Here is a 22,998-nt window from a genome sequence, read left to right on the forward strand (position 1 = left end):
TGCGTACTAGGTCATTAAGGTTGATAGTTTAGCCAAGACATCATCGATCACAGCCGCCGACACGGTCTCAACGCGTTTTGCTTTGCGTGCCGCGAGGTCAAGTGTGCGGGGTTGATCGCAGCGAGCAATACCAACAGTTTTGGTCCCGATGAGCTCAACTGCAAACCCGGCCACCCGCGCAAACTGACCTCCGGTTGAGATCGGCACAACGATTGGGGTCTTGGTTAGTTGATTAAACGGTGCTGGTGACACTACCAATACAGGGCGATACCCTTTTTGCTCATGGCCAGCCGTTGGATCAAGAGATACCAAATAAATATCGCCTCGCTTCATTACAGAATCTCATTACCAATGGGGGCGCTATCTAACCAAACCCGATCCTCACTTGGCATTTTTGCTTTGGGATCGCACTGCGCCAATAAATCAGCGAGTTCATATTGAGGCTTGGTAATGGGTCGCACGACCAACTGCCCGTCCTTTAGAGCGACATCAACGGTCGATCCGCACTCAATCTTGAGCTCTTTGAGAAAAACCGGGGACACTGCCAGCATCACTGAACCTCCAACCTTTCTTAAATTAGTATGCATACGCCCTCCGAATAAGTTATACCGAAGTATAACAAATTCAGGGGAGAGATTATATTTTTATATAACTAGATGTAACGAACCGAGAGGATCTCGACTTCCCGAGCGCCTGCGGGGGCTTGAACGGTCACCACATCGCCCTCTTCTTTGCCGATCAGGGCACGAGCAATGGGGGAGCTAATCGAGATCTTATTGGCAGCGATGTCGGCTTCATCATCGCCCACGATTTGATAGCTCATTTTTTTACCGTCATCGAGATCTTCCAGTTCAACGGTGGCACCAAAGACGACCCGACCCTCTGCTTCGAGTAACGCAGGGTCAATAATTTGTGCAGCCGATAATTTGGTCTCAAGCTCTTTGATGCGACCCTCAATAAACGCTTGTTTCTCTTTGGCGGCATCGTACTCCGCGTTCTCCGAAAGATCACCTTGGGCGCGCGCTTCGGAGATTGCATTAATCACTGCGGGACGATCGACATGCTTTAAGCGCGTGAGCTCTTCTTTCAAGAGCTCAGCGCCATGCTTGGTAATAGGAATAGTGTTTGTACTCATACTGCTCAACCTTAAAATCGATGAAGCTCGATTTTAGTCTAGCTAAGCGAAATGTGTAAATTCTGTAAGGAATAAACCTCGAGCGAATCCTTCGCCCGCATCCCTTCCATCACCGCACGTGCCGCACTAATTGTGGTGTAGTAGGTCACACCATTGGCTTGTGCGGTAGTTCGAATCGAACGAGAGTCCGCAATCGCATTACGGGTTTCATCCACAGTGGTAAACACCAAGGTAATCTCACCGTTTTTGATCATGTCGACAATGTGAGGACGACCCTCTTTGACCTTGTTCACCACCGATACCGGAATATTTGCTGCGGCAATGGCCGCGGCAGTCCCTTTGGTAGCGACCATTGGAAAGCCCATCTCATGCAAGAGCTTGGCCACCACGACGGCAAGTGGCTTATCGCTATCTTTGACGGTTAGCACCACATTACCGCTCTTCGGTAATTTGATCCCCGCCGCCAACTGCGATTTGAATAAGGCCTCACCAAAGGTCTTACCAACTCCCATCACCTCACCCGTGGAGCGCATCTCAGGGCCTAAGATTGGATCAATGCCTGGGAACTTATTAAATGGGAACACCGCCTCCTTAACGGAGTAGTACGGAGGAATCACCTCCTCCATAATGCCCTGCTGATCGAGACTCTGACCCACCATACAACGCGCAGCAATCTTCGCGAGTTGCAGGCCGGTTGCTTTTGATACATAGGGCACCGTACGTGATGCCCGTGGATTGACTTCTAATACAAAGATGGTGTCCTTACCGTCGCTTTGCTGAATCGCAAATTGCACGTTCATTAAACCAACGACATTCAGACCCTTGGCCATCGCTGCAGTTTGGCGCTTAAGCTCGGCAATGGTCTCTTTCGATAGGGAGTATGGGGGCAATGAACAGGCTGAGTCACCTGAATGCACGCCCGCTTGCTCAATGTGTTCCATCACTCCACCAATAAACACTCGGGTTCCATCGGAGATGCAATCCACATCGCACTCAATCGCATCATTTAAGAAGCGATCTAACAATACCGGTGAGTCATTCGATACCTTGACGGCCTCACGCATGTAACGCTCGAGGTCACGCCCATCATGCACGATCTCCATTGCTCGACCGCCCAATACATAGGAAGGACGAACGACTAAGGGGTAGCCAATCTCCTCGGCCAGCTTGAGTGCTTCATCTTCAGCGCGCGCTGTGCGATTAGGCGGTTGACGTAATTTGAGGTCATGCAGGAGCTTTTGGAAGCGCTCCCGATCCTCGGCGGCATCAATCATGTCAGGCGAAGTACCAATAATCGGCACGCCATTGGCCTCAAGATCAAGGGCGAGCTTCAGTGGCGTTTGTCCACCATATTGCACAATCACACCCTTGGGCTTCTCCTTAGCAACGATCTCCAGAACGTCCTCTAAGGTCAGAGGCTCAAAGTACAAACGATCTGAGGTGTCGTAGTCGGTCGACACGGTCTCGGGATTACAGTTCACCATGATGGTCTCGTAACCATCGTCGCGCATTGCCAATGCCGCATGGACGCAGCAGTAATCAAACTCGATACCCTGGCCAATCCGGTTAGGCCCACCGCCTAGCACCATAATCTTCTCGCGCTGCGTAGGCTGTGACTCGCACTCGCCATGCTCTGCTTCATAGGTCGAGTACATATATGCCGTATTGGTTGCAAACTCGGCTGCGCAAGTATCGACCCGCTTGTAGACTGGGAATACGCCATGACCATGACGTGCTTGACGCACCGCCGTCGCATCGGTTTTCAATAATTTAACGAGACGCCGATCTGAAAATCCTTTTTGCTTGAGGAACCGCATCTCTGCGGCACTAAGGCTAGGCAGGGTGTGCTCTTTAACCGCATTCTCAATCTCAACGAGCTCTTCAATTTGCTCCAAGAACCATGGATCAATTTTGGTCTCTTCGTAAACCTCATCAATACCCATACCCATACGGAAGGCATCGCCCACATACCAAATGCGATCCGGGCCTGGCTCACCAATCTCGGCAATGATGTCCTCGAGGTCGGTGGATTTCTCATCTAAGCCATCGACACCCACTTCAAGACCGCGTAAGGCTTTTTGAAATGACTCTTGGAAGGTACGGCCAATTGCCATCACCTCTCCCACGGATTTCATTTGGGTGGTTAAGCGTGGATCCGCTTCACGGAACTTCTCAAAGGCAAAGCGTGGGATCTTGGTGACGACATAGTCAATACTGGGCTCAAACGATGCCGGCGTAGCACCGCCCGTAATATCGTTTTGCAACTCATCCAAGGTATAGCCCACCGCTAATTTGGCAGCAACCTTGGCAATGGGGAAGCCAGTGGCCTTCGATGCAAGAGCGGATGAGCGTGAGACGCGTGGGTTCATCTCAATCACGATCATGCGGCCATCGACTGGATTAATCGAGAACTGCACATTCGAGCCACCAGTATCCACCCCAATCTCGCGCAAGACTGCGATTGAGGCATTACGCATGATTTGATACTCTTTGTCGGTGAGTGTTTGTGCGGGAGCCACCGTGATGGAGTCCCCGGTGTGCACGCCCATCGGATCTAAGTTCTCAATCGAGCAAACGATGATGCAGTTATCGGCACGATCGCGCACCACCTCCATCTCAAACTCTTTCCAGCCTAAGAGCGATTCCTCAATTAATAACTCACGCGTTGGCGATAGATCCAGACCGCGTTTACAAATCTCTTCAAATTCTTCGCGGTTATAGGCAATACCACCGCCCGATCCACCCATAGTGAACGAGGGCCGAATCACCACCGGGAATCCTGAGCTACCGGTCTCCGCCTGAATGCGTTGCTGAACCGCGATCGCTTCGTCCATCGAATGCGCAATCCCAGACTTGGCAGAGCCCAATCCAATTTTGGTCATCGCGTCTTTGAACTTCTGACGATCCTCGGCTTTATCAATCGCCTCGGGGGATGCACCAATGAGTTCGCAATTGTATTTTTTGAGAACGCCATGACGATGCAAATCGAGAGCGCAGTTGAGTGCGGTCTGGCCACCCATGGTGGGCAAAATCGCATCGGGCTTCTCGGTGGCGATAATGCGCTCTACCACTTCCCAAGTAATCGGTTCGATGTAGGTCACATCGGCCATCTCCGGATCGGTCATGATGGTCGCTGGATTACTGTTCACCAGAATGACGCGATAGCCCTCTTCGCGCAAGGCTTTACATGCTTGCGCACCTGAGTAATCAAACTCGCAAGCCTGTCCAATCACAATCGGACCGGCACCAATAATCAAAATACTCTGAATGTCTGTACGCTTTGGCATTAGCGAGCTCCTTGGCCAGCGGCATTCATGAAGTGCATGAAGCGGTCAAATAAATAGGCAATGTCATGTGGGCCTGGGGAAGCCTCTGGGTGCCCCTGAAAACAAAAGGCTGGCTTATCTTTCCAGGCGAGGCCTTGCAAGGAACCATCAAACAAAGAGATATGTGTGACCCGCAAATCATCGGGTAAAGTCTTTGCGTCGACCGCAAAGCCATGGTTCTGTGAAGTGATCGCTACTCGACCACTGTCTAAATCTTTTACGGGATGGTTCGCGCCATGGTGCCCAAACTTCATTTTCAAGGTCTTCGCACCCGCAGCCAAGCCCATAATCTGATGACCCAAGCAAATACCAAAGGTCGGAATATTTTTACTGATAATGGTTTGAGCCGCACTAATCGCATAATCACAGGGCTCGGGGTCGCCAGGGCCATTGGATAAAAATACGCCATCGGGTTTTAGCGCCAATACTTCAGCCACCGGGGTTTTGGCAGGCACAACTGTGAGCGCACAACCGCGCTCGGCCAGCATACGCAGAATATTGCGCTTGACACCAAAGTCATAGGCCACAACCCGCTTACTTGGGTTCTTCATCACTCTGAATGCGGGCTTACCATGCTCACCATGCAACTGCCACTCCCCTTCTTGCCACTCATAGGCAGCATTGGTGGTAACCACTTGCGCAAGATCAAGGCCTGCCATTCCCGGAAATGCCTTAGCAAGGCTTAATGCACGCTTGGCAAGCGCATCGACATCATCACCAATCGTGCCAGCCACAATCGCGCCTGATTGAGCGCCGCGGTCACGTAACAGGCGAGTTAACTTACGGGTATCAATACCAGCGATACCAGGGACCTTAGCAGTGCGCAAATAATGATCGAGACTATCTTCGGCTCGAAAGTTCGAGACACGTGCAGACAGATCTTTAATGATGAGACCGGCAGCATAGATTTTTGCTGACTCAGCGTCTTGGGCATTGACACCCACATTGCCGATGTGCGGATAGGTTAAGGTGACGAGCTGACGTGCGTAACTGGGATCGGTGATGATTTCTTGATAACCGGTTAATGCGGTATTGAAAACAACTTCACCACTGGTCTCACCAGGAGCGCCGATACTTTGACCAGAAAAAATGGAGCCGTCAGCAAGAGCTAAAACAGCGGGGGGAAAGGAAGGAAGCAAGGGCGACAAACAATCTCCAATACCCTGTTGCCGTCCAACACTTTTTGCCCCAAAAGACAAACCCGAGGCGAAATTGCGGGGAGGTAAGTGTCTTTAAGCGCTAGGGCAAATTATTAGTTACTGATAGCGTAATGATACCAGTTCTCTGCCCCTCACCCTGCCTTCACGCAAAACGGTTTGCCTTGCCCGGCTACTTTCCAATCACCTGTTTGATCTGCGCTAGAACGGATTGATCCTCCATCGTGCTGATATCTCCAGGATCGCGCCCTTCTGCAACCGCTTGCAATGCCCGTCGCACAATCTTGCCCGAACGCGTCTTTGGTAATGCACTCACCAAGTACACCCGTGCTGGTCGTGCCACCGCACCCAATTGAGAGTCAACGGTCTTCATGACCTCTGCTTCCATGGTCTCGGTTTTACTGGGATCTTTTGCGATCACAAAGCCGATGGCTACTTGCCCCTTGAGTTGATCTTCCACACCAACGACTGCTACTTCGGCAACATTGGCATGGCTTGAGATACTCTCTTCGATCTCGCGTGTTCCTAATCGATGTCCAGCGACGTTAATCACATCATCGGTACGGCCCAAGATGAAGAAGTAACCATCCTTATCTTTAATTGCCCAATCAAAGGTGGAATACACCATCTTGCCAGGTACGGTCTCCCAATACGTCTTGATAAACCGTTGATCATCACCCCATACCGTTTGCATGCATCCGGGTGGCAATGGCCCTTCAATCGCAACCACGCCCTTTTGATCAGGACCCAACTCGGCACCGGTTGCTTCATCGAGGAGTTTCATGTTGTAGCCATACACCGGCACACCGGGCGAGCCAAATTTATGTGGCATCACCTCAACGCCTCGTTGAATCGCCAAAATCGGCCAACCGGTCTCGGTCTGCCAGTAGTTATCCACCACTGGCTTCTTCAGTGCATCATGAATCCACGATGCCGTTGGTTCATCGAGCGGCTCACCGGCCAAGAACAGAGTGCGCAGTGTTGATAGATTGTATTTACTGAGGAAGGCAGGGTCCTGTTTCTTGAGCACCCGCACTGCGGTGGGGGCAGAGAACATCACCGATACCTTGTACTTCTCAACCAAGCTCCACCAAATACCCGCATCAGGGCGCAAGGGTGTGCCCTCGTACATGATGGTGGCCATGCCATTAATCAATGGCCCATAGATAATGTAGCTATGGCCTACCACCCAACCAATGTCGGAGGTGGTAAACATGGTCTCACCTGGATTACCACCAAAGATAAGGCGCATCGAGCTTGCCAGTGCAACGGCATACCCACCGGTATCCCGCTGAACACCCTTGGGTTTGCCAGTGGTGCCCGAGGTATACAAAATATAGGAGGGATGGGTTGCATCGACCCACTCGACGGGAACCTTGGTATTGAGATGCTTCTCACGCTCAGTGGCGTAATCCAAATCGCGGTTGGCCACGGTGGTGTATTCCGAGAGACCACGGTTCACAATCAATACCTTCTCAGGCTTAGCGGTTGATAGTGTGATCGCCTCATCTAGGAGTGGCTTGTAAGGCACCGCCTTGCCACCGCGCATTCCGGCTTCGGCAGTAATGATCATCTTGGGCTTCGCATCATCGATCCGGGAAGCCAAACTATGCGATGCAAATCCCCCAAACACCACCGAGTGAATCGCACCGATGCGGGTACAGGCGAGCATTGCAAAGCAGGCTTGCGCGATCATTGGCATGTAGATCAAAACACGATCGCCCTTCTTCACACCATTGGCTTGCAAGATCGCAGCCATGCGATTGACCTCATCGTGCAGCTCTGCAAATGTGTAGGCCTGCTCCTGATTGGTTTCGGTGGAGACTGCAACCAGTGCGATTTGGTTAGCGCGATCCTTCAAATGCCGATCAACGGCGTTATGGCACAAATTGGTTTGCCCACCGACAAACCACTTCGCAAACGGTGGATTGGAATAATCGAGGACTTGTGAAAACGGCTGATGCCAATCAACTAATTTGGCCTGCTCGGACCAAAATGATTTTGGATCCCGAATGGAGTTCTCATGAAATGATTTGTAGCCAGTACTCATCCTGCATTCCCTTCACAGCAAAAATAATCAATGGCTAGGGATTAAGGAGCCGTTTTTACACTGGCACTTACCCCAGAGCCGGAGCTAGTTCCAGTTTTCGCTGATTTTGCGGTGTTTGTCGATGGGGATTTTTGCTGAGTGCTTGCGGTCTTGGGGTTAGCGGCCTTTTTGGGGGCCGATTTGTTTACAGCACTCGCCTGAGCTGGCTTACTGGTCTTGGGTTTGGGCGGGACTGCCTTGTCGAGCTTCAATTGCCCATACTCAGCCAGATACTCGGAAATATCCGACTCTTTTCCTGGGGGTTTGGGGATTAAAAGGGTTGATCCCGCCCGGATCCGCATGCCACGGGGGATGTTATTGACATCCCGAATGGTCTCGGGATTTAAGGCTAATCGGCTTGCCAATTGCTCGGGGGTCTCGCTTTTGGTGACCTTCAATGCAGTCCATGACGATAAGGGCTTGGTGTAACTGGCCAAATTCATCTGAAAGAGTTCAGCACGCGCAAAGGGCAAGAGCATTTGCTGATCGGTTGCGGCCAAGATCACGGGTTTATTAAATGCCGGATTGAGATTACGAAAATCCTCTAAGGACATCTCAGCCAATTGGGCGGCAACATCCACATCAATATCGCGGGTCACGTCAATCGCTACAAAATAGGGATGGTTCTCAAGCTCCGGCAAGACGATGTTGTAGGCCGCTGGATTTTGCACAATGTTTTTATAGGCCATCAACTTGGGTACATACTCACGGGTCTCGCGCGGCATCGTGAGGCTTTGATAATCCGTAGGCTTACGCTGGGCTTGATTGCGCTTAATCGCTCGGGCAACATTCCCCTCGCCCCAGTTGTATGCAGCTAGAGCGAGTTGCCAATCACCAAATTGTTTATAGAGGCGCTGGAGATAATCGAGAGCGGCGTTCGTGGATTGCAAGACATCTCGCCGCTCATCCCGAAATACATTCTGGGTTAACTTAAAGTCTTGGCCGGTTCTGGGCATAAACTGCCAGATCCCCATCGCTTTTGCGGTCGACTTGGCTTCGGGATTGAAGGCACTTTCGACAAATGGCAACAATGCAATCTCGGTGGGCATATTGCGACGATTGACCTCTTCAACAATGTAAAAGAGGTAGCGCGAGGAGCGTGCCATTGAGCGATCAACGTAATCGGGGCGCTTTACAAGCCATTGGGTTTGCTGCTCGACCAAGGGGCTATCGAGCTCGGGTAATTGAAAGCCCTGACGGATCTGGATCCAAAGATCATTCGAGGGCGCCATGATGCTACTAACCGATTGCTTACTGAGATCCACGCGTGGTGCTTTGGCAGCCCGCGGATCACGCCTTGAATCAGTGCTTGAAGACCACTCGGGCGAGGTGCTGGCGCAACCGCTCAGTACCAGAACAACTGCGCTGGCGATCAGTAAGAGTGAGCGGCGCATCATTCTAGAAGCGATCCTTCCACGCCCGCACGACCGCCAAAACCTCTGCGGGACTTTTGAGGTCTTGCCCAATTTGCGCACGCGCAGCGGCAATGACTGGGGCTTGATCGCAGCGCATGAATGGATTCACCCGCTTCTCATGGGCAATCGTCGTGGGTACCGTGGGTTGATTACGCTTACGTAAGGCATCGGCCGTTTGCGACCACTCGATTAAGGCTGAATTATCTGGCTCAACCGCGAGTGCAAAACGGATATTGGATAAGGTGTACTCGTGGGTGCAGTAAACCAAGGTGTTAGGGGGTAAGGCCAAGAACTTGGCTAGTGAGCTCGACATTTGGGTGGGTGTGCCTTCAAAGAGCCGTCCGCAGCCTGAAGCAAAGAGAGTGTCGCCACAGAATAATTTTGAGGTCTGTCCAGCGTTATCCTCGCTGCGTGCCACATACGCGATGTGACCCAAGGTATGCCCGGGGACTTCGAGGACGTTTAATTTGATGGCGGGCTGATTAAAGCAGACGGTGTCACCCTCAAAGAGTGCGTGACTGCGCAAGGCAATATCCTCAGCTGCAGGGCCATACACTGGGACTGAGAGTCCGCCTTGGTTTGCCCACGCGAGGATCTCTGGTAATCCACCAATATGGTCAGCGTGGTAATGAGTGATTAGAATTCCGGTAAGGCGCAGGTTCTGTTGGGTTAAATAATCAATCGCTGGCTTTGCTTCACCAGGGTCAACCAAAATAGCCGACTGTTGATCGTGAATGCACCAGATGTAGTTGTCGGTAAAGGCAGGTATGGGCCACACTTGCAATAAGGAATTTGAAACCATGGCAACACCTTAGGACACAAGATAATCCTCCTATGATACCAATGACCCCACCGAACGTGCAGGCCGATACTCCACCCGAGAGTTCGTGGGAGACGTGGCTGCAATCACCTCCGGGGCAATACATCCTCAAATCCGAGCAAGAGCTCTTTAATCAAGCGGTTGTCGATGTGTTTGGCTACTACGCTTTGCAAATTGGTTTACCGCAAATCAACACCCTTGCAGAAAATCGGATTTCACTAAAGCTGATGCTGCTTCCCCACGGGATTGCGAAAGCCGATGTCGATCTGCCCTATCAACCAATTGAAGGGATTCCGGAAGAATTACCATTTGCTGATCAATCCATTGATTTAGTGGTGCTGCCACATGTCTTGGAATTTGCCCAAGATCCGCACCAGATTCTGCGCGAGGTCGATCGTGTCTTAATGCCCGAGGGCCGCGTTGTGATCTCGGGCTTTAATCCAGCGAGCCTTTGGGGCTTGCGGCAATACGCAGGACGTTTAATTGGTAAAAACTATTTACCGCGTGAGGGTCAGTTCTTAAGTTTGCTGCGCGTGAAAGATTGGTTGAAGTTACTCGACTACTCTCTCGATCGGGGTCACTTTGCTTGCTATCGCCTGCCACTGCGTAAAGAGAAAAATATGGCCCGCATGGCTTTTCTTGAAAAAATGGGGAATCGCTGGTGGCCAATCTTTGGCTCGGTCTTTTTAATCTCGGCAATTAAGCGCCACCCGGGTACCCGTTTGGTAGGACGTGTTCCCAAACAAGCCTTGCAAGCGCTCCCACAACTTAATCCTGCCGCTCAGCAAACTTCCCAACGGGTGACTGAAGAGGTATAAAGAGCGCATGAGCAAACCCCACATTACGATCTATACCGATGGTGCCTGCAAAGGTAATCCCGGTCCTGGTGGCTGGGGTGTGGTGCTGCGATCAGGGGCGCATGAGAAACATTTGCATGGTGGCGCTCATGACACCACCAACAATCGCATGGAAATTAGCGCGGTGATCCACGCACTCAAGGCCCTCAAGCAAGCCAGCGTGGTGGATCTCTATACCGACTCCCAATACGTCCAAAAAGGAGTGAGTGAGTGGCTTGCTGGTTGGAAGGCACGGGGGTGGAGGACGGCCGACAAATCCCCGGTCAAGAATGTCGATCTTTGGCAAGAGCTCGACGCCCTTTTGCCCCTCCATGAAATTCAGTGGCACTGGGTCCGCGGCCATAACGGCCACCCCGGAAATGAGCTGGCCGATCAACTCGCCAATCAAGGTGTGGAAGCCTTTTTGTCCAATAACTGATCTGCGCCCCGCTTGGGCTTGTGAGAGAATGCTTTAACTCTTTAAATAACAAAGCAATTTAGACTAGCGCTGTGACCAAACCTCCAACCTTTATTGCCCGAGTCAAACAAACCATCATGGCCTGGGGTTGCCAACTGGTCACCCGACTCCAAAAAATCGACCTCAAACAATTTTTGGCATTTCTGGTCAAGCGCAAATGGTGGGTGCTGGCGATCCTGATATTAATTTATGCTGGTGATAAAGCCTACGATCATTTTTTTCCGCCCGAAAGTAAACGTGGTGGGCCACAAACGGTGGTTACCCTGGTCCTCGAGAAACAAGATATCCCCATCATCATTGAGTCGACCGGTACTGTTGTAGCAGCCAATATCGTGGATGTACGCCCACAAGTTAGCAACGTGGTGAAAGAGATTCACATTAAAGAAGGTCAAGAGGTCAAGAAGGGGCAACTACTGTTCACCCTAGACGATCGCAATGATCGCGCCAATTACGATAAAGCCAAAGCCGTAGCCGATGATGCACAACGTCAGTTGCAACGTGCTAAAGAGTTGGTCGCTCAAAACTTTATCTCCAAAGCAGGTTTAGATACTGCCGAGGCCAATGCCAAATCCACTGCTGCTACTGCGCGTGCTGCCGAAGTGCAACTCTCCTTTGACTACATTCGCGCACCGATTGATGGGCGTGCCGGGATTATTAATGTGTTCCCTGGCTCCTTAGTGGCGCCTGGCAATATTGTGACCACAGCTTCCAGCTCCACCGCGACCACTGCTTTGGGTGCGATGGTCACGATCACTCAGTTAGATCCCATCAATGTGCAATTTATCGTGGGTGAGGACAACATTCCCCTATTGATGCAAAGCGATCCTGCCAACTTGAAGGTATCGGTGACGGTAGGCGATAACCGCACCCAGGTCTACGAGGGTAAGGTCTTGGTCATCGACAATCAAGTGGATCCAGCAATTGGGGCGGTTCGCGTTAAGGCGCAAATTGCCAATGACAAACGCACTCTACTGCCTGGACAATTTGCTCGGGTCAAACTCGAAGCCAATACCTTAAAGGACGCCATTTTGGTTCCATCCCAAGCGGTGGTGATTAATCCGCGTGGGCGCTTTATCTATGTGGTGGGCGCTGAAGATAAGGTCAGCCTCAAACCCATTAAAGTGAGCTATGAGTATCAGGGCAAAGCCGCGATTACAGGTGTGGATGCTGGTGAGCGCGTGGTGATCGAAGGTAAACAGAATCTGCGCCCCGGCACCAAGATCCGAGAAAACAAAGTGGCACCTGCAAAGCCCGCTGACGCCCCCAAACCTGAATCCAAACCTGCTGACAAAAAATGACGCTCTCTGAGCTTTGTATCCGACGGCCTGTGATGACCGTCCTGCTCTCAGTAGTGACGGTGATTGCTGGTGCAGTGGCATACACTCGCATTCCGGTCGCAGCCTTGCCCAGTTTTAATACGCCGGTGATCTCTGTATCAGCCTCCTTGCCAGGCGCCTCGCCAGAGAATATGGCAGCATCGGTTGCCCTGCCGCTCGAGAAAGAGTTCTCGACCATCGATGGTATTTCTGTGATTAGCTCGACCAATTTCTTGGGCACGACAAACATCACCCTTGAATTTAATAACGATCGTGACATTGATAAAGCCGCAGTCGATGTGCAGGCGGCATTGTTGCGCGCCCAACGCCGTTTACCAATCGAGATGACCGTGCCACCTTCCTATCGCAAGGTCAATCCTGCCGATGCACCGGTCCTCATCATCGGCATGACCTCGCCGTCAATGGATTTATCCGAGCTCAATGATTACGCGGAGAACCTGATTTCTCCAACGCTGTCGACGATTAATGGGGTGGCACAAATCATTGTGTATGGCATTAAGCGCTATGCCATTCGTGTTCAAGCGCGGCCTGACTCCTTGGCAATCCATAACCTCACGATGGAGGATCTGTCGATCGCCATCAATAAAGCGAACTCCAATACCCCGGTGGGTGTTTTAGAGGGTCCGCGCCAGCTCTTAACCATTTATGCCAACAAGCAATTGGTCACCGCCTCTGACTTTGCCAACCTCATCATTGCCCAGAAAAATGGTTTACCGATTTATCTGCGCGATGTTGCTGATGTGGTTGAGAGCTATGAGAACGTTCGCACCCTCTCCACCACCAATGGTGAGCGCTCGATTGCGCTTGCCATTCAGCGCCAGCCCAATGCCAATACGGTCAAGGTGGTGGATGCGGTCAAAGCGATGATCCCGCAGTTTGAGAAGCAACTCCCAGCATCGATCAAGCTCACACTGATCAATGATCGCTCTAAATCCATCCGCGAGGCAATTGCTGACGTCAACTTCACTCTGGCATTAACCGTGGCTTTGGTGGTGTTGGTGATATTCCTATTCCTCAAGCACCTCTCAGCCACCATCATTCCGTCCTTAAGCCTACCCATTTCACTGATTGGTGCCTTCTTCCTGCTCTACTTCATGGGCTATAGCTTAGATAACGTCTCGCTATTGGGCATTACGCTTGCCGTGGGCTTGGTGGTTGATGATTCCATTGTGGTGCTAGAGAACATCGTGCGTTATGTGGATCAAGGCATGAGTCCCCTCAAGGCTGCCCTCAAAGGAAGTCGTGAGGTTGGATTTACGATCGTCTCGATCTCCCTATCTTTAGTGGCGGTCTTTATTCCCCTCTTCTTTATGGAAGGTCCGATTGGACTCCTCTTTCGTGAGTTTGCCGTAGTCGTTTCACTCGCCATCTTGGTTTCTGCTGTGGTATCGCTATCTTTGGTACCAATGCTTTGCAGCCGTTACCTTCCAAAACCTGGCCAACATGCTCGCGAATATGCAATTAACCGTCACTTTGATCGGTGGTTTAGTTGGACCCAAAAGACCTATGTGCATTACTTGGATCGGGCTCTTGCAAATCGCCAGCGGGTGTTGTGGTTAGCCATCGCAACCTTTGTCATTACGATTGCGATGTTCATCTATACCCCGAAGGGATTTTTCCCGGAAGAGGATATTGGCCAGATCACGGCAACGACTGAAGCTGATCAAGATATCTCCTACAAGGCGATGCTGGAGTTGCAAGATCGTGCTGCTGAGATTGTGGCCAATGATCCCAATGTAGCAAGCTTTGTCTCAATTCTTGGCGGGGGTCTGAGTGCGGGTAGTAATACCGGGCGCTTCTTTATTGTGCTTAAGCCCCGCGGCGATCGTGAATCCATGACCAAGGTACTCGAGGGCTTGCGCGCGAAGTTTAGAGAGGTCCCCGGCCTACAAGTGTTCATGCGGCCGATTCAGAATCTGCAACTCGGGGGGCGATCTAGCAAGAGCCGCTATCAATTTACCTTGCAAAGCGTTGGCTTTGAAGGGGTGAATGAATGGTCTGAGAAGATGCTAGAGAAATTACGCAGCGATCCCCTTTTCCGAGATGTGACCTCGGACTCCCAACTACGTGGTCTGAATGTGCAAATTGATATTAATCGTGAGAAGGCGGCACAAGCAGGGGTGACGATTGCGGATATTCGTCAAGCCTTGTACAACGCCTTTGGGCAGCGCCAGGTCTCCACCATTTACACAAGCGTCAATACCTATTACGTCATCTTGGAGACCGCGGAAGATCAGAGGCAGTTTGAAACCGATCTTGGCAAAGTGTTTGTACGAGGGCGTTCAACCAATCAACTGATTCCGCTCTCGAGTCTTGCCAGCTTCAAACGCACCATTGGTCCGACTGCGGTCAATCATCAAGGCCAGATTCCGGCGGTAACTCTCTCGTTTAATCTGGCGCCCGATGTCGCCCTCGGGCAGGCTACCGATGCGATTGAGAAATACGTCAAAGAGATTAAGCTGCCTTCCTCCATCATTACGAGCTATGGGGGCGATGCGAAAGTGTTCAAAGGCAATCAGAGCGGGCAATTTATTCTGATCATTGCCGCACTCGCAGTGATCTATATCTTGCTCGGTGTTCTGTATGAGAGCTATATTCACCCAATCACCATTTTGGCTGGTCTGCCCTCCGCAGCCATCGGCGCCCTGCTCTCTTTATGGATGTTTGGGATGGAGCTCACCATTATTGCGACGATTGGTATTCTGATGCTCATCGGGATCGTCAAGAAAAACGCCATCCTGATGATCGATTTCGCCCTTGAGGCCCAGCGCAAACAGGGAATGAGTCCTACTGAAGCGATCCGTTCAGCCTGTATCTTGCGCTTTCGACCGATCATGATGACGACCCTCACTGCAATCGTGGGTGCCCTCCCAATTGCACTTGGTATTGGTGCTGGCGCTGAGTTACGTCAACCTCTGGGTGTTAGTGTGGTGGGTGGCTTGGTCCTTTCTCAGTTTGTGACCTTGTTCATTACTCCGGTCATTTATCTCTATCTGGATCGCTATGCTGGACGTGGCCCCCTTGAGATACCGCCAGAAGATCTTCAAGATACCTAAGCGTTTTACAATGGTGTATGCGTCAAATTATTCTGGATACCGAAACCACAGGCTTAAACCCGGCTACCGGTGATCGCATCATTGAGGTCGGTTGCATTGAGTTAATCAATCGCCGCCAGACCGGCAAGACCCTCCATCATTACATCAATCCCGAGCGCGATATCGCTGAGGGCGCATTTGCAGTACACGGCCTATCGCGCGAGTTTTTATCTGACAAACCCCTGTTTGCACAAATTGTGGATGAGCTCACTGAGTTCATTGCTGGGGCTGAGGTGATTATTCATAATGCGCCCTTTGATTTGTCATTTCTTAATAACGAGTACGCCCTACTCAAGCGCCCCAGCTTCTCGGAGCTTGCTGCCAAGATTACCGATACGCTAGTCGATGCGCGCCGTATGTTTCCAGGCAAACGCAATTCTTTGGATGCCTTGTGTGAACGTTTTGCAGTGAGTAATGAACACCGCACCCTGCATGGCGCCTTACTCGACGCCCAGCTCCTAGCCGAGGTTTATCTAGCCATGACCCGAGGTCAGGATGATCTCACCATTGATTTAATCGATTACAGCGTCACTGGGAAAGATGGCTTAACAAAGGCCCCGCTACCGAGCGACTTGATCTACTTCAAGGCGAGCGAACTCGATTGCGCCGAACATGAAAAGGTTTTACAGGCCATCGAGAAGGCCAGTAAAAAGACCCCGATTTGGGGTCTCTAGTTCACTCTAGATCGCCGCAGCGATCGCCTTACCTAAATCCTGAGTGCTCGCTTTGCCCCCAATGTCTGGAGTAAGCGGTGCATGAGCAGGACCGGCTGACAGAACTGACTCAATTGCAGCAAATACTTGCGCACCGGCCTCTGGATAGCCTAAGTGATCAAGCATGAGTGCGCCGCTCCAGATTTGACCAATGGGATTGGCAATGTTCTTGCCATAAATATCAGGGGCTGAACCATGCACGGGCTCAAAGAGGGATGGGAACTTCCCTTCTGGATTAATACTGGCTGACGGTGCGACCGCAATCGTGCCGGTACATGCGGGTCCTAAATCAGACAGGATGTCACCAAATAAATTAGAGGCAACCACGACATCGAAGCGATCAGGGTTCATTACAAACTGAGCGGTCAAAATATCGATGTGATACTTGTCCGTTCGCACATCGGCATAGTTTTTGGCCATTGCTTCAACGCGCTCATCCCAATACGGCATCGTGATCGCAATGCCATTGGATTTAGTTGCAGAGGTCAAATGTTTCTTGGGGCGACTTTGAGCGAGATCAAATGCAAACTTCAGAATTCGATCGACGCCATGGCGAGAGAATACTGACTCTTGAACCACAATCTCACGCTCGGTATCAGCAAACATCTTGCCACCGACCGCTGAGTACTCCCCTTCGGTGTTCTCACGCACCACAAAGAAATCGATATCACCCGGTTTGCGGTTCGCCAGTGGGCAAGGTACACCAGGCAATAAACGCACTGGGCGGAGATTGACGTATTGATCAAAGCCGCGACGGAACTGGATCAAACTACCCCATAGAGATAGATGGTCAGGCAAGACATTGGGCATACCAACCGCACCAAAGAAGATGGCGTCGTACTTCATGAGGGTATCAAACCAGTTATCCGGCATCATCTTGCCGTGTTGTTGGTAGTAATCGCAACTGGCGAAGTCAAAATGATCAAACTGAAATTGAATACCAAATTTATTGGCAGCCGCTTCAAGAGCGCGCACGCCCTCGGGCATCACTTCTTTGCCGATTCCGTCACCAGGAATCACGGCAATTTTAGGGTTGGTTATTTTCTTTTTTGTGTTCATGAATCATGTCTCATTGATTAAAAAAACGATTTTACTAGCTGATGGCTCGGCGGATTTCACGCTCGGCCTGGCGCTCTTTTTCTTTGGCCTCCTCGTCGGTATCGGCCGCCGGAATTGATAATGCGAGCTCTTCCATACGTAGGTTATCTTTGGGGCAAATGGGTGCGCCATAACTTGCCCAACGCTTCAAGAGTGTTACCTCGTAACCACATTGGGGACACTTGGCCTTATTGCGACTGAGATTACTGGCTCGCGGTGGCGGAAACACAATCGCTTGATGAGGATAAGGGCCTAACTTTTGACTAATGGTCATAAGACGTACTTGCAAAGCTTCGGATGCATGCGCCATGCGCGCAGGCCCTTCTAGACCAACGGCTTGGCAAATCCCTTTAAAATCCTCACCATGTCCGCTGTGACAATCATCGACCGCATGGCAGAGCTCATGCAAGAGCGTATCGAGTAACGCAACAGGATCATCCAACTTCGGTGAAATAAAGATCTCATTCACGCCACCGCCCGAGCGCTCACGCGGCCAGCATTGTCCTAAGGTAGTTCGTGGGCTACTCGATGCTGGAAATCCACACGAGACCCGCACCGGTGGAATCGCATAGCCAGCCTTAGCAAAAATCGGCTCCAAATGACGCACGCCATCTTGCAACCAGGCTTCGCGAGTGCTGTGAGAAGAATTACTTTGACTCATACAAATAGTGGGGAATGTTGGGGTAAATTGGGGTATTCTAAAAGGGTCAAGCAACGAAACCACGAGCATAAACGCATTTAAGCCCAAACGATGTCATCCTTTAAAAATCTAGCCAACCTCAGTGCTACACAAGCTGCAAAAGCACTGGCCCAACGAGAGATCAAAGCCGAGGATCTGCTCAATGATTGCTTAAATCAAATTGGCATGCGCGAGCCTGAGGTGCATGCCTGGGTAAGTTTTGCCAAGGTGCATGCTCAAACCCAAGCCCGAGAACTTGATCGCGGACCAATTCAGGGGATATTGCATGGCCTACCCATTGGCGTGAAGGATCTATTTGATACACACGATCTACCCACCAATTATGGCTCCCCCATCTATGGCAATAATCATCCGGTCTGCGATGCGGTTTCGGTATCGCTGATGCGTGAGGCTGGTGCGATTGTGCTTGGCAAAACAGTCACCACCGAGTTTGCCAGCTTCAAACCGGGTCCAACCCGCAATCCACGTAATCTCGATCACACGCCTGGTGGGTCTTCGAGTGGCTCTGCCGCAGCGGTTGCGGATTGCATGGTTCCGCTTGCAACAGGAAGTCAAACGGCTGCCTCGATTCTTCGGCCGGCGAGTTACTGTGGCGTGGTTGGCTATAAACCCAGTTACGGCAAAATTAGTATTGGTGGGGTCAAAAGCCTATCGGTATCTCTCGATACGCTTGGTGTTTTTGGTCGCACCGTATCGGATGTAGCCTTAGGGGTTGCTGCGATGTCCGCAGATCATGATCTCATGAACATTGCTCCATTAGAGTCCAGAATCCGCATTGGGATTTGCAAGACCGATGATTTTGCACTTGCCCAACCTGAAACTGCTGCCGCCCTCTCGCTGGCTGGCTTTGCCGCGAAGGTGTTTGCCAAAGGGGGCGTTGAAGAGATCACCTTACCTACGGATTGCGCCAGGCTCAGTGAGACCCAAACCAAGATTATGCTGTTTGAGATGGCCAAAAGTTTTACCTTTGAAAAGCTCAACCACTTTGATCAAATCAGCCCAACCCTTAAAGCGATTATTGAGCGTGGCGATGCCATTGATTACCATCATTACAGCGATGCCCTTCTCAAAGCCCGTCGCGCTCGCACAATGATTACCCAATTCTTTTCGAATGACATTGATCTAATAATTGCACCGAGTGCAACTGGTGAATCTCCCAAGACCCTAGAAGAAACGGGTGATCCGGTCTTTAGTCGCGGCTGGACCTTACTGGGCTTGCCGTGTATTAATCTAACTGTTACCGCAGGGCCCAATGGTTTGCCCGTTGGAGTTACATTGGTAGCGGGACCCGGACAAGATCGCTTGTTACTCAGCGCTGCAAGCGCCCTCGCTCAACAGCTCTCCGATCCAATTGCCTTAAATCAAGTCTAGCGTTGCCCCATCTTTGATTCCACAAAGACGCTCTGCGCCTCCCTCGGTAAGCAGCGCCAGTACTGCGGACTCGCACTAACTTGGCCTCCTAAGACCGCTGCTGCTTCCCATGCCCAACGGGGCTTGTACAAAAATGCACGTGCCAATGCAATCAAATCGGCTTCTTGGTTTTCGAGGATGGCTTCTGCCTGCTTTGGATCGGTAATCAGCCCAACAGCCATCGTGGCCATTCCGGTTGCCGCTTTAATTGCTTTCGCAAAGGGCACTTGATAGTTTGGGCCTAACTTAATTTGCTGCTTCGGAGAAATTCCGCCCGATGAAACATGAATGTAATCGCAGCTCAATGCCTTCAGTTGTTTTGTAAGCTCGATGGACTCATCAAGCGACCAGCCACCCTCGATCCAATCGCTCGCGGACAGACGCACTCCCAATACGCCCTGCCACTGAGCGCGGACGGCGGTAAATAATTCCAAGACAAAACGCATTCGATTCTCAAGTGATCCACCATATTGGTCATTCCGTTGATTGGCAATCGGCGATAGAAATTGATGAAGTAAATATCCGTGAGCGGCATGGAGCTCAATCCCATCAATACCAATTGCTTCTGCGCGCTTGGCGGCGATCACAAACTCATGAATGATTTGCTGAATTTCCTCCAGCCTCAAGGCATGCGGTGGTCGCTCACCTTCTAGTTGCGGAATATCCGAAGGCCCTTGCGTTTCCCAACCGCCTTGAGTCATTGGTAATAGCTGACCGCCCTGCCATGGTGGCGCACTAGATGCCTTGCGCCCAGCATGTGCCAATTGAATAAATACTGGGGTCTTCGGCGCTAATTGTTTGGAGCGCTCTAAGGTGCTGTGTAGTGCGCTTTGGGTAGCCTGATCCCACAGTCCCAAGCAATAGGGGGTGATTCTGCCTTCGGGACTCACCGCGGTGGCCTCGATAATAAAAAGTCCGGCACCACTATTGAGTAAATTGCCCCAGTGCATTAGATGCCAATCGGTTGCCTGACCCTCATGCGCGGAGTATTGGCACATCGGTGCCACCACCACCCGATTGGCTAGCGTAAGAGATCCTTTGGGGGCAGGAAGTGAGTACGTAGAAAACAAGAGGCTCATGGATTAGTGATTATGGGATTGAGATGAAAGAATGGTTCGCAAACGGACTTACCTGAAACGATTAAAATGATACCAATAGCTTTGATAACACATGCGTTGGCGACATCGTTGATTGCCAAGCACCCAACCTACGAGACACCAATACCATGAATGCTCCCCAAGCCTTTGAAATTAAAGAAGATATTGCTCATTACATTGGTGGCCAAATGGTCCTGCCCCAAGGTAGTCGCTTTGCCGACGTCTATAACCCTGCCACTGGCAGCATCTCGCGCCGCGTAGCATTGGCCAGTAAGGCCGATGTCAATCAAGCGGTGGCAGCTGCACAGGCTGCGTTTACAGCCTGGGCTAATACATCCCCACTGCGGCGCGCGCGCATCTTGTTTAAATACTTAGAGCTCTTAAATCGTCATCGCGATGAACTGGCTGCCATCATTACTTCTGAACATGGCAAAGTGTTCACTGATGCCCAAGGTGAAGTGACCCGTGGAATTGAGATTCTGGAATTTGCTACCGCCATTCCTGAGCTCCTCAAAGGCGATTACACCGAGCAGGTCTCAACCGACATTGATAACTGGGTGATGCGCCAACCTTTAGGGGTGGTTGCTGGCATTACACCCTTTAATTTTCCGGTAATGGTACCAATGTGGATGTTCCCCGTCGCAATTGCCTGCGGCAACACCTTCATCCTCAAACCGAGTCCAACCGACCCATCGGCCTCATTGCTCCTAGCGCGTCTCTTAAAAGAGGCAGGTCTGCCTGATGGCGTATTTAATGTGGTGCAAGGCGACAAAGAAGCGGTTGATGCTCTCTTAGAAAATCCCGATGTCCGCGCAGTGAGTTTTGTAGGCTCCACACCAATCGCTAATTACATTTACGAGCGCGGTGCACACTTTGGTAAACGTGTTCAAGCTCTCGGTGGTGCCAAAAACCATATGGTGGTGATGCCCGATGCCGATATTGATAAGGCAGTTGATGCTTTAGTTGGCGCGGCATACGGGTCCGCTGGTGAGCGCTGCATGGCGATCTCGGTTGCCGTACTCGTTGGCGATGCGGCTGAGAAGGTCATGCCTAAATTGATTGAGCGCACCAAGACCCTCAAGGTAAAAAATGGGCTTGAGCTCGATGCTGAAATGGGCCCGATTGTGACCAAGGCTGCGCTCGAGCGTATTACTGGTTATATCGACAAAGGTGTGAGTGGTGGCGCCAAGTTATTGGTCGATGGCCGTGGACTCAAAGTTCCTGGTTTTGAGAATGGGTTCTGGTTGGGAGGTACCCTCTTTGATCAGGTCACCCCAGAGATGACCATTTACAAAGAAGAAATCTTTGGTCCCGTCCTATCATGTGTACGGGTTGCCAACTTTAGCGAGGCTCTTGAGCTGGTCAATGCCCATGAATATGGCAACGGCGTAGCCTGCTTTACCAGCGATGGCAATATCGCCCGTGAATTTGCTCGCCGTGTACAGGTTGGCATGGTCGGCATTAATGTGCCTATTCCAGTGCCGATGGCTTGGCATGGTTTTGGCGGCTGGAAGCGTTCCTTGTTTGGCGATACCCATGCGTATGGCAAAGAAGGTGTGCGTTTTTACACCAAGCAAAAGAGTGTCATGCAACGCTGGCCGGAGAGCATCTCCAAGGGGGCCGAGTTTGTCATGCCCACCTCCAAATAAGGCGAGTCGTTTACTTTTTGCGTGAGATGAACATCACTGGAACCTTTAGGTTCCAGTAGATCGCGGCCGATCGAAAGGCAAAGATGAGTACGATGCAGGCAATCGATCCGATCATCGCATGCTCTGGAAAGTAGTTTAGGAGTAAGACATAGAGCATGCAACCGAGTGATACTGGAATCGCATAGAGCTCATAAGACATCAACAAAGTTTTGCGTCCTGCTAATACATCCCGAATCAATCCACCACCGATCGCGGTAACCACACCCAAGATGATGGCCGCTGCGGATCCACCAAAGTCATAATGCCAGGCTTTATCGGCACCTTGGATACCAAATAGGGCTGCACCTAGGCCGTCGATGTAGAGAATAGCCTTGTACAACTGAGGTTGCGATAAAGTGGACTCCGCATAGAAGGTAATAATGCTAGCAATCGCAGCAACCAGAATATAGATGGGGGCATCGGCCCAAAACACGGGCACCCCCAGAATCACATCCCGAATTGTGCCGCCACCGATCGCAGTGATGATGCCAAGCACCAAAACGCCAAAGAGATCTACGCCACGATCAGAAATAGCTAAGACGCCAGTGACCGCAAAGGCTGCGGAAGCAATAATGCCTACCCAAAAACCCAGCTCTTCCATGGA

Annotated in this window: 19 protein-coding genes; 7 read left to right on the forward strand and 12 right to left on the reverse strand. The window is 51.2% G+C overall.

Annotated features, from left to right (window positions below):
• Positions 1 to 6: 6 nt before the first annotated feature.
• The 8 genes from AOC32_RS06585 to gloB form a co-directional block, all read right to left on the reverse strand.
• Entirely contained in the window at positions 7 to 333 is a 327-nt protein-coding gene (locus AOC32_RS06585) for a type II toxin-antitoxin system PemK/MazF family toxin (protein WP_108508705.1), read from the reverse strand.
• Positions 333 to 587: an AbrB/MazE/SpoVT family DNA-binding domain-containing protein gene (locus AOC32_RS06590; RefSeq protein ID WP_108508706.1), complete on the reverse strand. Its 255-nt coding sequence runs from the start codon at positions 585 to 587 to the stop codon at positions 333 to 335. The genes AOC32_RS06585 and AOC32_RS06590 overlap by 1 nt, the downstream gene beginning before the upstream one ends.
• A 65-nt stretch (positions 588 to 652) precedes the next feature.
• Entirely contained in the window at positions 653 to 1,135 is a 483-nt protein-coding gene (gene greA, locus AOC32_RS06595; protein WP_108508707.1) for a transcription elongation factor GreA, read from the reverse strand.
• A gap of 38 nt (positions 1,136 to 1,173) precedes the next feature.
• Positions 1,174 to 4,422, reverse strand: a complete 3,249-nt coding sequence (carB, locus tag AOC32_RS06600) for a carbamoyl-phosphate synthase large subunit (protein WP_108508708.1) — start codon at positions 4,420 to 4,422, stop codon at positions 1,174 to 1,176.
• The gene (carA, locus tag AOC32_RS06605) at positions 4,422 to 5,600 is read right to left on the reverse strand and encodes a glutamine-hydrolyzing carbamoyl-phosphate synthase small subunit (RefSeq protein WP_108509375.1); all 1,179 of its coding nucleotides are present in this window, start codon (positions 5,598 to 5,600) and stop codon (positions 4,422 to 4,424) included. The genes carB and carA overlap by 1 nt, the downstream gene beginning before the upstream one ends.
• Positions 5,601 to 5,790: 190 nt before the next feature.
• Positions 5,791 to 7,668 (reverse strand): propionate--CoA ligase, encoded by a 1,878-nt coding sequence (locus AOC32_RS06610; RefSeq protein ID WP_108508709.1) that lies wholly within the window; start codon positions 7,666 to 7,668, stop codon positions 5,791 to 5,793.
• Between the two features lie 41 nt (positions 7,669 to 7,709).
• Positions 7,710 to 9,104 carry a transglycosylase SLT domain-containing protein gene (locus tag AOC32_RS06615; protein ID WP_108508710.1) on the reverse strand — a complete coding sequence of 465 codons (1,395 nt, stop codon included), beginning with the start codon at positions 9,102 to 9,104 and terminating at the stop codon, positions 7,710 to 7,712.
• Position 9,105: 1 nt separating this feature from the next.
• On the reverse strand, positions 9,106 to 9,924 hold the full coding sequence (gloB, locus tag AOC32_RS06620) for a hydroxyacylglutathione hydrolase (RefSeq protein WP_108508711.1): 819 nt from the start codon (positions 9,922 to 9,924) through the stop codon (positions 9,106 to 9,108).
• A gap of 41 nt (positions 9,925 to 9,965) precedes the next feature.
• On the opposite strand from gloB, the gene AOC32_RS06625 reads away from it, so the two are divergent.
• From AOC32_RS06625 to dnaQ, 5 genes are all read left to right on the forward strand, one after another.
• Positions 9,966 to 10,760 (forward strand): class I SAM-dependent methyltransferase, encoded by a 795-nt coding sequence (locus AOC32_RS06625; protein WP_234409717.1) that lies wholly within the window; start codon positions 9,966 to 9,968, stop codon positions 10,758 to 10,760.
• 7 nt (positions 10,761 to 10,767) lie between these two features.
• Complete coding sequence (rnhA, locus tag AOC32_RS06630) at positions 10,768 to 11,217, forward strand: ribonuclease HI (protein ID WP_108508713.1); 450 nt, start codon at positions 10,768 to 10,770, stop codon at positions 11,215 to 11,217.
• 71 nt (positions 11,218 to 11,288) lie between these two features.
• Entirely contained in the window at positions 11,289 to 12,554 is a 1,266-nt protein-coding gene (locus tag AOC32_RS06635; RefSeq protein WP_234409718.1) for an efflux RND transporter periplasmic adaptor subunit, read from the forward strand.
• Positions 12,551 to 15,649 (forward strand): efflux RND transporter permease subunit, encoded by a 3,099-nt coding sequence (locus AOC32_RS06640; RefSeq protein ID WP_108508714.1) that lies wholly within the window; start codon positions 12,551 to 12,553, stop codon positions 15,647 to 15,649. The genes AOC32_RS06635 and AOC32_RS06640 overlap by 4 nt, the downstream gene beginning before the upstream one ends.
• A gap of 17 nt (positions 15,650 to 15,666) precedes the next feature.
• Positions 15,667 to 16,362, forward strand: a complete 696-nt coding sequence (gene dnaQ, locus AOC32_RS06645) for a DNA polymerase III subunit epsilon (RefSeq protein ID WP_108508715.1) — start codon at positions 15,667 to 15,669, stop codon at positions 16,360 to 16,362.
• Positions 16,363 to 16,368: 6 nt separating this feature from the next.
• Here the strand turns inward: dnaQ and AOC32_RS06650 are convergent, their stop codons facing one another.
• Both AOC32_RS06650 and AOC32_RS06655 read right to left on the reverse strand, forming a co-directional pair.
• Positions 16,369 to 17,442 carry a tartrate dehydrogenase gene (locus tag AOC32_RS06650; RefSeq protein WP_108509377.1) on the reverse strand — a complete coding sequence of 358 codons (1,074 nt, stop codon included), beginning with the start codon at positions 17,440 to 17,442 and terminating at the stop codon, positions 16,369 to 16,371.
• 52 nt (positions 17,443 to 17,494) lie between these two features.
• Positions 17,495 to 18,160, reverse strand: coding sequence for a SprT family zinc-dependent metalloprotease (locus tag AOC32_RS06655; protein ID WP_108508716.1), 666 nt, complete (start codon positions 18,158 to 18,160; stop codon positions 17,495 to 17,497).
• 90 nt (positions 18,161 to 18,250) lie between these two features.
• On the opposite strand from AOC32_RS06655, the gene AOC32_RS06660 reads away from it, so the two are divergent.
• Positions 18,251 to 19,570 (forward strand): amidase, encoded by a 1,320-nt coding sequence (locus tag AOC32_RS06660; RefSeq protein ID WP_108508717.1) that lies wholly within the window; start codon positions 18,251 to 18,253, stop codon positions 19,568 to 19,570.
• On the opposite strand, the gene AOC32_RS06665 is transcribed toward AOC32_RS06660, so the two are convergent.
• Positions 19,567 to 20,688 carry an NADH:flavin oxidoreductase/NADH oxidase gene (locus AOC32_RS06665; RefSeq protein WP_108508718.1) on the reverse strand — a complete coding sequence of 374 codons (1,122 nt, stop codon included), beginning with the start codon at positions 20,686 to 20,688 and terminating at the stop codon, positions 19,567 to 19,569. The genes AOC32_RS06660 and AOC32_RS06665 overlap by 4 nt on opposite strands.
• 146 nt (positions 20,689 to 20,834) lie before the next feature.
• Between AOC32_RS06665 and AOC32_RS06670 the strand changes: the two genes are divergently transcribed.
• Positions 20,835 to 22,355: a CoA-acylating methylmalonate-semialdehyde dehydrogenase gene (locus AOC32_RS06670; RefSeq protein ID WP_108508719.1), complete on the forward strand. Its 1,521-nt coding sequence runs from the start codon at positions 20,835 to 20,837 to the stop codon at positions 22,353 to 22,355.
• A gap of 10 nt (positions 22,356 to 22,365) precedes the next feature.
• Here the strand turns inward: AOC32_RS06670 and AOC32_RS06675 are convergent, their stop codons facing one another.
• On the reverse strand, positions 22,366 to 22,995 hold the full coding sequence (locus AOC32_RS06675; protein WP_108508720.1) for a trimeric intracellular cation channel family protein: 630 nt from the start codon (positions 22,993 to 22,995) through the stop codon (positions 22,366 to 22,368).
• Positions 22,996 to 22,998 lie beyond the last annotated feature (3 nt).

Origin of the sequence: Polynucleobacter acidiphobus, assembly GCF_003065385.1 — a bacterium.
Taxonomy (GTDB): Bacteria; Pseudomonadota; Gammaproteobacteria; order Burkholderiales; family Burkholderiaceae; genus Polynucleobacter; species Polynucleobacter acidiphobus.